Genomic DNA, 13509 nt, shown 5'->3' on the forward strand with positions numbered 1-13509 from the left:
TGAGGAGGATTTAAGTTTATGAACAAACAGGAGCTCACCGCACTTCTTCGCGACTACTGTATGACCCCCTCCCTGTCGGGCTATGAATCCAAAATGGCCTATCGCATCCAGGAGGATTTCAAGGCCTATACCGACGATGTGCGCATCGACAAGATCGGCAACGTCATCGCCACATTCCCCGGCACCGACCCCGAAGCGCCCAAAGTCATGGTCTACGCCCACACCGATTCGCTGGGCTTCATTGTGCGCCGCATCGACGACGACGGCTTCATCCGCGTCGACCGCCTCGGCGGTATCCCGGAAAAGGTTCTGCCCGCGCTCAAGGTGCTCATCGGCACGGAGGACGGCAAGAGCTATATCACCGGTATGTTCGGCAATAAGTCTCACCATCTGACGTCGGCTGACGAGAAGTTCAAGGTGGCAACCATCCCCGAGCTCTACATCGACATCGGCGCAAAATCGGCCGAGGAGGTTCGCGCGCTCGGCATTGAGGTCGGCTGCCCGGTCGTCTACAAGCCCGATTTTGAAGAGCTTCAGGGTGACCGCGTGATCGGCACGGCCATCGACGACCGCGCCGGATGCGCCAATCTCGTGCAGGTTGCCTCTCTGCTCAAGAACCGCGAGCACGCCTCCACCGTCTTTCTCGTTGCAACCGTGTGGGAGGAGTTCAACATCCGCGGCGCGGTGATCGCCTGCCGCACGACACACCCCGATATCGCCATCGCCATCGACGGCGGCGGCCTCGACGGCTGCACCCCCGATCTCAAGGGCTGGAACAACATCAAAATGGGCGACGGCCCCGGCATGACCAAGTACACTTTCCACAGCCGCGGCACCTTAAACGGCACAATCGCCAACACGAAGCTGGTCAACCACACGCTCAAAGCCGCGAAAAAGCTCGGTCTCAACATCCAGCGTGCCTCCGGCTTCGGCGGCGTCAACGACGGCGCGTGGGTACAGCTCGAAGACAAGGGTGTCGCCATCATTGAAATCGGCTCTCCGTTCCGCTATACCCATACGCCGGTCGAAATGACCGACATGGGCGATATGGTTCAGGTCGGCGAGCTGATTACCGAAATGCTCTGCACCTTTGATCGGGACTTTGACCCGAGCCGCTTCTGAGGTGGCCGCTATGAATACCAGCGAACTGACCGGCGTACTTCGCGATTTGATGCTCACGCCCGCTCCGTCGGGCTACGAGTCGGCGATGGCCTTCAAAATGAGAGAGTACTTTCTCAAATACACCGACGACGTTGTCATCGACCGCGTCGGCAACTGCATCGCCACATTCCCCGGCACCAGACCCGACGCCCACCATGTGATGGCCTTTGCCCATATGGATTCGCTCGGCTTTATCATCCGCCGCATCGACGACGACGGCTACATCCGCGTCGACCGTCTCGGCGGCATCCCTGAGAAAGTCCTTCCGGCGTCGCCGGTTAAGATCTGCCGGGAGGATGGCGCGGGCTGGATCGACGGCACATTCGGCGTCAAGGCTCACCACACCACCTCGCCCGAGGAGAAATTTCGCGTCAACACCCTGCCCGAGCTCTACATCGACATTGGCGCAAAGTCGGCCGAAGAGGTGCGCGCCGCCGGTATCGAGGTCGGCTGTCCGGTCGTCTACCGCCCCGCTTTCCAGCAGCTGCTCGGTACTCATGTGGCGGGCACCTCGATTGACAACCGTTCCGGCTGTACGGCGCTGATCAAAATGGCGTCTCTTCTCGCCGGTCAGGCCCACGAGTGCACGGTGCACCTCGTCGGCACAGTGTGGGAGGAGTTCAATCTGCGCGGCGCCATGATGGCAAACCGCACAGTCAAATGCGACATCGGCATCTGCGTCGACGGCAGCAGCGCCGCCGACACGCCCGATATGCGCTCGGCCTCCAACCTCACTCTCGGCGGTGGACCCGTGGTCAAGAAGTACTCATTCCACGGCCGCGGCACGCTCAATGGCCTGATTGTCAACCGGCCTCTTCTCGAGCATGCGCTCGCAACCGCCGAGCGCCACGGCCTGCCCTGTCAGAGAGCGGCGGGTATCGGCGGTCTCACTGACGCCGCCTATCTACAGCTTGAAAACGACGGCGTCGCCTGCATCGAGATCGGCTCGCCCTGCCGCTATGCCCACTCGCCGAACGAGTCGGCCGATGTTTTCTCCATCGAAAAGACGGGCGAGCTTGTGGGCGCCATGCTGCTTGAGCTACGCGCAGACTTCGACCCGAAGCGCTTTTGAGGAGGGATTGTATGGACAGAACAGAGCTTCGTGAAATCTATCGCACCTTTACTCTGACGCCCGCGCCCTCTGGCTATGAGTCCCGCATGGCGCAGGCGCTCAGCGCCCAGTTCGGGCGCTTTACCGACGATGTGAGAATTGATAAAGTCGGCAATGTCATCGCCACATTCCCCGGCACCGACCCGAGCGCGCCGAAGGTCATGGCGTTTTCGCACATGGACTCGCTCGGCTTTATCGTGCGCCGCATCGACGATGACGGCTTTATCCGCGTCGACCGCCTCGGTGGCATCCCCGAGAAGGTTTTGCCTGCAAAGCCGGTTCTCATCTGCCGCGAAGACGGCACGGACTGGGTGCCCGGCGTCTTCGGCTTCAAGGCCCACCACATCACCCCGCCCGAGGAAAAATACAGGGTGAACACCCTGCCCGAGCTCTACATCGACATCGGCGCGGAGTCGGCCGAAGAGGTGCGCGCCGCCGGTATTGAGGTCGGCTGCCCCGTGGTCTATGCGCCGCAAAACACGCCGGTGCTGAACGGCCGCGTCGTCACGACGTTTCGCGACAACCGCTCCGGCTGTACGGCCCTCGTCAAGGCGGCCTCTCTTCTCAAAGACAGAGAGCACCCCTGTACGGTATACCTCGTCGGCACGGTGTGGGAGGAGTTCAATCTTCGCGGCGCCATGATGGCCAACCGCACCGCCCGGGCGGACATTGCCCTCTCGGTCGACGGCGGCGGCAGCGGCGACACGCCCGACACCCGCTCGCAAAACAGCGTCAAAGTCGGCGGCGGCCCCGTTATCACCAAATACAATTTCCACGGTCGCGGCACACTCAACGGCGCCATCGCCAACAGGCATCTCTTTGATCTCGCCGTGGCCTGCGCCGAGCGCGAGGGCATTCCCGTTCAGCGCCGCGCCGGCATCGGCGGTCTCACCGATTCGGCCTATATGCAGCTCGAAAATGACGGCGTCGCCATTCTCGATATGGGCTCTCCGGGTCGGTATGCCCACTCTCCGGCGGAGCTCTCGCAGCTCTCGGATATCGAGCAGACCGGCGAGCTTGTCGCCGCCATTGTGACAAGTCTCGACGCGAGCTTTGATGTGAAACGTTTTTAATCCCCCCTTTTTTTCTTTTTGACAGGGGCGCACCCATTGGGTGCGCCCCTGTCATACGTTTGAAATCTCTTGTACTTTCACTGCGGCTTTTGTATAATGATGGTACTGTGTAAAGGGGGTTTTTACTTGAAACCGGTCATTGGAATTCCCACTTTTGTAGATGAGGCGGAAAAATACAACAAGTGTTCTCTCTATGAGGACTATCCGAATGCGATCGTTGCAGCGGGCGGACTTCCTCTGCTGCTTCATCAGCACGACTGTGAGGAGAATCTCCTTCAGATGATCAGGCTTCTCGACGGTCTCTTCATCCCGGGCGGGGCGGATATTCACCCCTCTTTCTACGGGCAGGAACCGGCTCGCGGCTGCAGTGCCTGCTCCATGGCGCGCGACGTGTTTGAGCTTGCGCTGGTCAGTCTCGCCCGCGAGCGGGGTCTGCCGCTCTTCGGCGTCTGCCGCGGGATGCAGCTTTTCAATGTCGCGCTCGGCGGCACCCTCTATCAAGATCTTCCGACAGAGCTTCCCGAGTCTCTCGCCCACTGGCAGCCCGGTGAGCCCTATGACCTGCACCACGGCATTTCCATCGAACCCGGCAGCCGAATGGAACGGCTGTTTGGCGGCGAAAAGTCGCTTGTCAATTCTACCCACCACCAGGCGATCAAAGCGCTCGGTCAGGGGCTCCGTGTCACGGCTCGAGCCGCCGACGGCGTCATCGAGGCTATCGAAGGGACACAGGGCGCCTATCTGCATGCTGTACAGTTTCACCCCGAGCGGCGCGTGTCTCGCGACGGCGCCTGTCTCGCTCTGTTTGAAGATTTCGTCCATGCCTGCCAAAGCTAGGCAGGTTCTTTATAATCAAAACGTTTTAATTCGGAGAGGAGGTCCTCCATGGTCAACGACATGACGTCCGGCAAGCCGCTCGGGCTCATTCTGCGTTTCACCATCCCCATGCTGGTGGGCGCCGTGTTTCAGCAGCTCTACAATGTGATCGACATGCTCATCGTGGGCAATTTTGACGGCTCGCGCGCGCTTGCGGCAATCGGTACGACGGGCAACGCGACCTTTTTCCTGCTCTCGTTCACCATGGGGCTGACCACCGCCTTTTCGGCCGTTATCGCGCAGTACTTCGGCGCCGGAAACGAGAAGATGGTGCGCCGCACGATGGTAAGTTCCTGTTACATCACTGCGGTCTGCGCGGTTCTGCTGTCCCTTGCCGGCATCTTCGGCGCGCGGCCGCTGATGATTCTGATGCAGACGCCGGCCGAGATTCTCGACAGCGCCTCGCTCTATCTTCAGATCTGCATCGGCGCGAGCGTGGGCCAGCTCACCTACAATGCGGCCGCCGCCATCCTCCGCTCGGTCGGCGACAGCCGCACGCCGCTGCTGTTTCTCATTCTCTCGTCGGTGCTCAACATTCTGCTCGATCTGATCTTCGTGCTGGTCTTTCGCATGGGGGTCGCCGGCGTCGCGATCGCAACGGTGCTCTCGCAGATCATCTCGGCGACGTTGTGCGTCGTCACCATCTGGCGGCGCTTCCCGATCTTTCGCGCCCGCGGGCGCGAGTGGCGCCCCGACTTTCACAGCATCGGGCAGATTGCGCGCATCGGCATTCCCATGAGCCTTTCAAGCGTCCTGCTCTCCATCGGTGATATGACGGTGTCCGGCGTCGTCAACACATTTGGTACAGATGTGGTGGCCGCTCACTCCACAAGCTACCGCATTCAAAACTTCGCAACCATGATCTACTTCACCATTGCCGAGGCCTTTGCAGTCTACGCCGGGCAGAATCTCGGTGCCCAGAAATTTGACCGCATCAGAGAGGGGCACCGCAAAGTGGCGGGCATCGTGACCGGTCTCTGCGTTGCCGCGGCCGGCATTCTGTTTGTCTTCGGCGACCGGCTCATCCGCCTGTTCATCTCGGATGCCGACGCCCACATTGAGGACATTGTCCCTCTGGCGCGAATGAATCTGAACATCTCAGCCGCCTTTTTCGTCTTTCTGGGGCTCATCTGGCTTTACAACTACATGCTCCAGGGCATGGGCGACGTCAGAGTGCCGCTTCTGTCGGGTATCGTGGAACTGGTGGCCAAGATCGGGCTGTCTGTTCTGTTCGGCATCCTCTGGGGCTATCACGGGGTCTGCTACGCCGTTCCCATCGGCTGGGCGCTCGGCCTCATACCGTCGGCCATTCGCTACCACTCGGGCAGTTGGAAAAAGCTCTCGACCAAAATCGTAGGCAGCGAGAGCCCCGCATAAAATAAGAGGACGCTTCGGCGTCCTCTCTTTTTTCATATACCCGCGGGGTCAGCTGTAAATGGTATCCATATGGTATTGAACCTTTCATAGAATGGTCTAATTTCAAAAAACCAATTTGTACCTTTCTGCCTCTTTTTTCGGCGATTCCATAGCGGCGCTCGTTGTTTTCCCAAATTCGCTATGGTAGAATTCATGGTGGAGGGCAACCTCCCCTAACCGTGTCAGTACAAATTGAAATAGCGCAAGGAGGACGACAAATGGATATCAATCGTGTCACAGAAATCTGCAAAGACCTCATGCTGACGCCGGGCCTGTGCGGCTATGAATCTCTTGTTGCCAAGAAGATGAAAGCCTATATGGAAGCCTACACAGACGACGTCCGGCTCGACAAGATCGGCAACATGATCGCCACGTTCCCGGGAACCGATCCCGAGGCGCCGAAGATCATGATGTTTGCCCACATGGACCAGCTCGGCTTCATCGTGCGCCGCATTGATGACGACGGCTTCATCCGCGTCGACCGCATGGGCGGCATCCCCGAGAAAGTTCTTCCCGCCTCTGCCGTCTGGATCGGCAAGGAGGACGGCTCCGGCTATGTGCAGGGCGTCTTCGGCGTCAAGCCCCACCACAAGCAGTCCGCTGAGGAGAAGTTCACCGTCAACACCATCCCCGAGCTCTACATCGACATCGGCGCGCTCTGCGCTCAGGAGGTCTACGACGCCGGCATCCAGGTCGGCTGCCCGGTCGTCTATGAGCCGGCTTTCACCGAGCTGCTCAACCACCGCGCGCTCGGCACCTCCGGTGACAACCGCAAGTGCTGCACCGCCCTGATCGAGGCTGCCGAGATCATCTCGCAGAAGCCCCACGCCTCGACAATCTACCTTGTCGGCACGGTGTGGGAGGAGTTCAACCTGCGCGGCGCCATGATGGCGAACCGCACCGCTCCGTGCGACATCGGCATCTGCCTTGACGGCAGCCTCGCCGCCGACACCCCCGATCTCAAGAACAACAGCGTCAACAACACCGTCTACGAGGGCGGCCCTGTCATCAGCGCCTACTCGTTCCACGGCCGCGGCACCCTCAACGGCACCATCGCCCACAAGGGTCTCTACGACCGCTTCATCAAGGTGGCCAAAGAGCTGAATATGCCCTACCAGGTCAACGCGGCCATCGGCGGTCTGTCCGATACCTCCTACCTGCAGCTTGAAAACGACGGCGTCGCCTGCATCAATGTCGGCGCAACCAGCCGCTACAACCACTCGCCGGGCGAGCTCAGCGGCCTGCTCGACGTGCAGATGCTCGGCATTCTCGCCGGCAACGTCTGCCTGAGCATCGACAAGTCGTTCGATCTGCACCGTTTCTAAACCACAACGAAAAGGAGGATAACCAGATGAATGTACAAGAACTCAACGCAATTTTAAAGGATTTCTGCCTGACTCCCGCGCTGTGCGGCTACGAGTCGGAAATGGCATACAAGATTAAGGGTTACTTTGAGAAGTACACAGACGATGTGCGCATCGACAAGGTCGGCAACTGCATCGCCACATTCCCCGGCACGGATCCCGAGGCGCCGAGAATCATGGTCTTCGGCCACACCGATCAGCTCGGTTTCATCGTGCGCCGCATCGATGACGACGGCTACATCCGCGTCGACCGTATGGGCGGCATCCCCGAGAAAGTCCTGCCGGCGAAGAAGCTGCTTGTCGGCAAGGAGGACGGCTCCGGCTGGGTTCCCGGTACCTTTGGCTTCAAGGCCCACCACATCACGCCCGCCAGCGAGAAATACAAAGTCAACACCATTCCCGAGCTCTACATTGACATCGGTGCAAAATCCGCCGAGGAGGTCTATGCCGCCGGCATTCAGGTTGGCTGCCCGGTCGTGTACGCGCCCGCGTTCCGTCAGCTCTTAAACGACCGCATCGCCGCCACTTCGGTTGACGACCGCTCGGGCTGCGTCGCTCTGGTGGAAGTTGCCGAGCGTCTGTCGAAGACGCCCCACGCCGCGACTGTCTTTGTCGTCGCAACTGTGTGGGAGGAGTTCAATCTGCGCGGCGCCATGATGGCAAACCGCACCTGCAACGTTGATATCGGCATCTGCATCGACGGCGGCGCCGACTGCACGACCCCCGACACCCGCGGCTCCGCAAACGCCAAAATGGGCGGCGGCGCCTGCCTGAAAACGTACACGTTCCACGGCCGCGGCACTCTCAACGGCACCATTGTGCACCGTGGTCTGCGCGACAAATTCGTCGAGTGCGCCGACCGCCTGGGACTCCCTGTTCAGCGCACTGCCGGCATCGGCGGTCTGACTGACTCGGCCTATCTGCAGCTCGAGGGCGACGGCGTCGCCATGCTCGAGTGCGGCAACGCCTTCCGCTACACCCACAGCCCGAATGAGGTCTGTGACGTCAAGGACATCAAGGCGGTCGGCGACATCGTCGGCGAGATGGTCTGCTCGCTTGACAAGAACTTCAAACTCGGCCGGTTTGAAAAATAATCTCTGACTTCCCTGTCTCGGGTGGGAGGACAATCGTCCTCCCACCCTTGTTTCCTCTGAGGCTTTTCGCTATAATGTTGGTATTGACATTTCCCTCAAATTCACTTCGCCGCTGTGCGAGGAGGAGGCAACATGGAAAAGACCTATTTTCTCGGCGTGGACGTCGGCACCTATGAGAGCAAGGGCTCCATCATGGACGGCGAGGGCAATCTGATTGCCAAGCACGCCGTCGGCCACAAACTTCTCACGCCGAAACCGGGCTGGTGCGAGCACGACGCCGAGCAGTCCTGGTGGGGCGATCTGTGCGTGATCACCCGGGCCCTCTTTGAGAAGAGCGGCCTTGCACCCACCGACATTGCGGCGGTGGGCACAAGCGTCAACGGCGGCGACGTGCTGCCGGTCGACCGCGACTGCAAGCCCCTGCGAAACGCCATCCTCTATGGCATCGACACGAGAAACACCAGAGAAATCGCCTATTTAAACGACCTCTTCGAGCGCGAGAACGTCTCACTGACGCGCCGCATGAACACAACGACCCTGCTGCCCAAGGCGCTCTGGATCAAAAACAACGAGCCCGAGATCTACAAAAAGACCTACAAGCTCATTCCCGGCGCAACCTATCTGGTGGCCAAGCTCACCGGCAACTTCGTGATGGACTACTACACCTGCAACGGCTGGTCGCCGCTCTACCGTCACGACAAGCTCGCCTACGATGAGACCGTCGGCAAACTCGTCGACATTCCGCGCGACAAGCTCGCCGACTTTGGCTGGACGACCGACATCGCCGGCAAGGTCACAAAGGAAGCTGCGCAGGCCACAGGTCTCGCCGAGGGCACGCCCGTCATCGTCGGCACCATCGACGCACCTGCCGAGGCCGTCTCAACCGGCGTCTACAACACAGGATCGCTGATGGTCATGCTCGGCTCCTCGACGTTCTTCATTCTCGTCACGGACGAGTGGAAGCAGGACGATCTACTCTCCACCGCCCCCTTTATCTTCCCCGACACTTATATGATCGCGGGCGGAACCTCCACCTCGGGCACACTGACCAGGTGGTTTCGCGACAACATCTTCTTCGACGCCATCGAGAAAGAGCGTGAGACCGGCCGCAACGCCTACGACATCATGATGGACGAAATCGAGGGAATCCCCGCAGGATCCGACGGGCTGATCTGCCTGCCCTACTTTGTCGGCGAGCGCACGCCCATTCAGGACCCCAAGGCCCGCGGCGTCTTCTTCGGGCTCAATCTCAACCACACGCGCGCCCACCTCTACAAGTCGGCGCTCGAGGGCATCTCGTACGCCATCGCCCAGCACTTTGACATCTGGCACGCGGGCAATTCCACCATCAGCAAGGTCATGGCGGTCGGCGGCGGCACGAAGAATCCGCCGTGGCTGCAGATGATCTCCGACGTCACCGGCGAGACCATACACACAAGTCAAATCACGGTCGGCGCCTCCTACGGCGACTGCATGCTGGCCGGCCTCGGCGTCGGCTACTACCGTGACCGCAGCGAATTCGACCGGCTGATCAAGCCCGGTGTGACCTATTCGCCCAATGCCGGGCAGCACGAGCTCTACAAGCCTTTGCGCAAGCTCTACGACGAGCTCTACCCGGCGACAAAAGAGCTCATGCACAAACTTTAATCGGAAGAGAGGAATACCATGTACCCACTCAAAGAGACCATGCGGGAGTTTATGACCACCTTTTCCCTGTGCGGCTACGAGAGTCTGCTCGCAGACAAGGTGAAAGCGGAACTCCAAAAATACACCGACGATGTTGTACAGGATAAAATCGGCAATGTGATTGCCACATTCCCCGGCTCCAATCCCGCGGCGCCGCGCGTCATGCTCTTTGCGCATATGGACACGCTCGGCTTCATTGTGCGCTGCATCGACGACGACGGCTACATCCGCTTTGACCGCCTCGGCGGCATTCCGGAAAAAATACTGCCTGCGCTTGAGATGACCGTCGGCGCGGAGGACGGCGTGAGCTTCTACAAGGGCGTTGTCGGCAACAAGGCGCACCACGTCACCCCGCCCGAGGAGAAGTATGTCGTCAACAAAATTCCCGAGCTCTACATCGACATCGGCTGCAAATCGGGCGACGAGGTGCGCGCGCTCGGCATTCAGGTCGGCTGTCCCATCTGCTACACGCCGACGTTTCGCGAGCTGCAAAACGGTCGCGTCAGCGGCACCGCCATTGACGACAAGGCCGGTGTTGCGGCGCTGTGTCAGGTGGCCTCCATGCTCAAGGGCCTCCCGCACGAGGCGACCATCTATGTCGTCGGCACCTGCTGGGAGGAGTTCAATCTGCGCGGCGCCATGATGGCCGCGCGCACGGCGAAGTGCGATCTTGCCATCAGTCTCGACTGCGCGCAGTGCGGCGACACACCCGACCTGCACGGCAAGGACAACGTCACCATGGACAACGGCCCTGTGATGGTGCTCTACGACTTTCACGGCCGCGGCACCCTCAACGGCTACATTGCCCACAAGAATCTGCGCGATCACGCGCTCGCCTGCGCGAAGCGCCGCGGCATCAATCTGCAGCGCACAGCCTCCATCGGTACGGTGACCGACGCCTGCTATCTGCAATTTGAGGGCGAGGGCATCGGGATGCTGGAACTCGCCTGGCCGACCCGCTACACCCACACCCCCATTGAGACGAGCTCGCTTGCAGACATTGCTCAGCTCGCCGAACTCACCTGTGAGATGGCGGTCTCCATTGACGCGAACTTCCCTCTCGGCCGGTTTGAAGACAGAACATAACAACAGGCGGCACAGAGACAAAAGGGAGATGATACCAAACCGGTATCATCTCCCTTTTTTACATTTCTGCCTACACTTTCTTTGAACAGACGTAGCGCGGCAGTCCCCTGCTGTGCGTCCCGTATTCAATCGCCTCTGTCGGGCAGCGGTTGATGCACGCCATGCAGTGTGTGCAGCGGTCGCCCCACACCGGTCTTCCCTCTTTGAGGCGGACATTGGAGAGCGGACAGACTTCAACGCACCGGCCGCAGGATATGCACGCGTCGGTAGCGCAGAATTTTTTTGCGTGGACAATCAGCGGATAAAACATCTTATTGACAAAACTGCTGCTCACTCTGCCGCCGAGGGAAACGGCGCTCTGCGGAAAGTTCTCGCCTGTTTCAATGAGACGGGCCGCGCGGTCTATTTCGCCCTCGGCCCGCTCCACGATGCGCGCCGCCTCGTCTTCATTCGGCGTGGTGAACATCGCAATGTAGTTTTCGGGCATTTTGACTGCAAAGCATCCGCAGTAGTCCATCTTCTTTTTCTCACAGAGCTTTTTCAGGTATTTGCCTGCGTTGCCGACATTTTCGCCGCAGGTCATCACAAAATACACCCGTCTGTTCCCCGAGAGCGTCGTGTTCTCCAGCCAGTTTTGCACAATGCGCGGGATTCTCCAGGCATACGTCGGCACGACAACCACCCACGAGCGGTCCGAATGCATCCGGGAAAAATCGCCGGTTTTGATCTTTTCAAAGAGATTCTGCACCTCGTCGCCTGTCGTCCGGCCGATGCGCTCTGCCGCAAACTCGCTGTTGCCCGTTGCGGAAAAATACAATACCATTCTTTCTCCTCCACTCTATGAACCGGCCCGCCGCACGGCGGCGCGGCCTGTCATTTCATCACTTTTTTCAGCAGCCCCAGTTTTTTCTCACTGTACGGCGGATACTGCACCCGGACGGAAAAACGCGTCGTCTTTGTGACAATGGACTTTGCGTGGGAAAAGGTGTCAAAACTCGCCTTTCCGTGGTAGGCGCCAAGGCCCGACAGGCCGACGCCCCCAAAGGGGAGATTGGGGTTGATCAGATGGGTGATGGTGTCGTTGACACAGCCCCCGCCAAAGGAAATCACCCGCGTCACGCGCTTCGCCTCAGAGCGGTCCTCGGTAAAAACATAGGCCGCAAGCGGCTTTTCCCTCTCTTTGACAAAGCGGATGGCCTCGTCAAGATCTCCCACCTCCAGCACCGGCAAAATCGGCCCGAAGAGCTCCTCGCGCATGCAGGCGCTCGACGGCTGCGCCATGACCACGGTCGGCGCCACATAGCGGCTCTCAACATCCGTCTCGCCGCCGAAGACAATCCGGTCGCGGTCCTCCTCAAGAAGTCCGCGCAGGCGCTCGGTATGGGACTGTGTGACGATTCTGCCGTAGTCCGGGCTCCGGCGCGGGTCAGGCCCGTAAAAGTCTGTGATCGTCTTGCAGATCTTCTCAGTGAGCTCACCCACAATCGGCCGCTCAGCCAAAACATAGTCGGGCGCAACGCAGGTCTGACCCGCGTTCAGCAGCTTTCCCCAGACAATCCGCTCGGCGGCAACGGCGAGATTTGCCCGCGCCGACACGATGACGGGGCTCTTGCCGCCGAGTTCGAGCGTCACCGGCGTCAGATGCTGTGCCGCCGCCTCATATACCAGTCTGCCCACCCGGGTGCTGCCGGTGAAGAAAATGGTGTCAAACCGGCAGCGCAGAAGCGCCTGCGCCGTCTCAGGTCCGCCGGTGACAAGCGCGACATGGCCGCTGTCAAAGGTCTGTGAGACGAGCTCGGCGAGCACCTGGGCGACATGAGGGGTGAGTTCGGACGCTTTGAGCACCGCGCAGTTGCCCGCTGCAATCGCCCCGACGAGCGGCTCGAGCAAAAGCTGAACCGGGTAGTTGAACGGCCCGATGATGAGCGCCACCCCATAGGGTTCCTGTAAAATACGCCCGCGCGCGGGAAAGAGCATCATCGGCGTGCGCACCCGCCGCGGCGCCGCCCACCGGCGCAGATGGCGCAGCGTGTGGCGGATTTCGGCGCGCACAAAGCCGAGCTCCGTTGCATAGCTCTCCGTTTTGCTCTTGCCGAGGTCGCGCCAAAGCGCCTCATAGAGATCGCTCTCCCAGCGCACAAGCGCTGCGTCAAGCGCCTCGAGCGCCGCGCGGCGAAAGTCGAGAGCCACCGTTTTCCCCGCGCGATAAAAATCGCGCTGCCGTTTGAGTAATTCTGTGATTGACTCTTCCTGCATACCGGAACCTCCGCTTTTGTTCTACTGTATATCTTAACACAAAAAAGAGCGTTGAATCGCCGAGCAAAAGAGATTATAATGAAAAAGTATTCGATGGAAACCATTCGGGGCAAACGTTCCCTGCGTTTCTATGATATATCACAATTGATTCGGCATGGTGGGGCGACCCCCAAGAGAGAAGTCGGGTGCGAATCCCGCGCAACATCCATTACTGTATTTGGCGACAAGGGAACAGATGCCATTGGGTTTCGGCCCGAGAAGGCGTTCCGGCGGATGAGCCATAAGCCAGGAGAACTGCCATGCCGCAGCCGCGCGCGTTCTTGGGATGAGAGGAGCAGCACCGCACAACGGGAGCTCTTTTTGAGCTTCTATTTTTTTGGAAAGCA

11 protein-coding genes and 1 riboswitch are annotated in these 13509 nt (G+C 59.8%); of the genes, 9 read left to right on the forward strand and 2 right to left on the reverse strand.

The genetic code is table 11. The features are described 5' to 3' along the window. The first annotated feature begins 18 nt into the window (after nucleotides 1-18). The 9 genes from H8695_RS03635 (at nucleotide 19) to H8695_RS03675 (ending at nucleotide 10867) form a co-directional block, all read left to right on the forward strand. Complete coding sequence (locus tag H8695_RS03635) at nucleotides 19-1122, forward strand: M42 family metallopeptidase (RefSeq protein WP_249299528.1); 1104 nt, start codon at nucleotides 19-21, stop codon at nucleotides 1120-1122. Between the two features lie 10 nt (nucleotides 1123-1132). Continuing rightward, the gene (locus H8695_RS03640) at nucleotides 1133-2233 is read left to right on the forward strand and encodes a M42 family metallopeptidase (protein ID WP_249299529.1); all 1101 of its coding nucleotides are present in this window, start codon (nucleotides 1133-1135) and stop codon (nucleotides 2231-2233) included. A gap of 11 nt (nucleotides 2234-2244) precedes the next feature. After that, on the forward strand, nucleotides 2245-3345 hold the full coding sequence (locus H8695_RS03645) for a M42 family metallopeptidase (protein WP_249299530.1): 1101 nt from the start codon (nucleotides 2245-2247) through the stop codon (nucleotides 3343-3345). A 126-nt stretch (nucleotides 3346-3471) separates the two neighbouring features. Next, nucleotides 3472-4182 (forward strand): gamma-glutamyl-gamma-aminobutyrate hydrolase family protein, encoded by a 711-nt coding sequence (locus tag H8695_RS03650; protein ID WP_249299531.1) that lies wholly within the window; start codon nucleotides 3472-3474, stop codon nucleotides 4180-4182. 48 nt (nucleotides 4183-4230) lie between these two features. Continuing rightward, entirely contained in the window at nucleotides 4231-5598 is a 1368-nt protein-coding gene (locus H8695_RS03655; RefSeq protein WP_249299532.1) for an MATE family efflux transporter, read from the forward strand. Between the two features lie 257 nt (nucleotides 5599-5855). Further along, nucleotides 5856-6962, forward strand: a complete 1107-nt coding sequence (locus tag H8695_RS03660) for a zinc-binding metallopeptidase family protein (protein ID WP_249299533.1) — start codon at nucleotides 5856-5858, stop codon at nucleotides 6960-6962. A 26-nt stretch (nucleotides 6963-6988) separates the two neighbouring features. Then, complete coding sequence (locus tag H8695_RS03665) at nucleotides 6989-8095, forward strand: M42 family metallopeptidase (protein WP_249299534.1); 1107 nt, start codon at nucleotides 6989-6991, stop codon at nucleotides 8093-8095. Between the two features lie 132 nt (nucleotides 8096-8227). Further along, nucleotides 8228-9742 (forward strand): FGGY-family carbohydrate kinase, encoded by a 1515-nt coding sequence (locus H8695_RS03670; RefSeq protein ID WP_249299535.1) that lies wholly within the window; start codon nucleotides 8228-8230, stop codon nucleotides 9740-9742. An 18-nt stretch (nucleotides 9743-9760) separates the two neighbouring features. Next, nucleotides 9761-10867: a M42 family metallopeptidase gene (locus tag H8695_RS03675; protein ID WP_249299536.1), complete on the forward strand. Its 1107-nt coding sequence runs from the start codon at nucleotides 9761-9763 to the stop codon at nucleotides 10865-10867. Nucleotides 10868-10937: 70 nt separating this feature from the next. Here H8695_RS03675 and H8695_RS03680 read toward each other — a convergent pair whose 3' ends face one another. Next, on the reverse strand, nucleotides 10938-11690 hold the full coding sequence (locus H8695_RS03680) for an EFR1 family ferrodoxin (RefSeq protein ID WP_249299537.1): 753 nt from the start codon (nucleotides 11688-11690) through the stop codon (nucleotides 10938-10940). Nucleotides 11691-11740: 50 nt separating this feature from the next. After that, nucleotides 11741-13123, reverse strand: a complete 1383-nt coding sequence (locus tag H8695_RS03685) for an aldehyde dehydrogenase (RefSeq protein WP_249299538.1) — start codon at nucleotides 13121-13123, stop codon at nucleotides 11741-11743. A gap of 138 nt (nucleotides 13124-13261) precedes the next feature. Continuing rightward, nucleotides 13262-13439, forward strand: a riboswitch (cobalamin riboswitch). Nucleotides 13440-13509 lie beyond the last annotated feature (70 nt).

The sequence above is a fragment of the Feifania hominis genome, from assembly GCF_014384765.1.
GTDB classification, from domain to species: Bacteria; Bacillota; Clostridia; order Oscillospirales; family Feifaniaceae; genus Feifania; species Feifania hominis.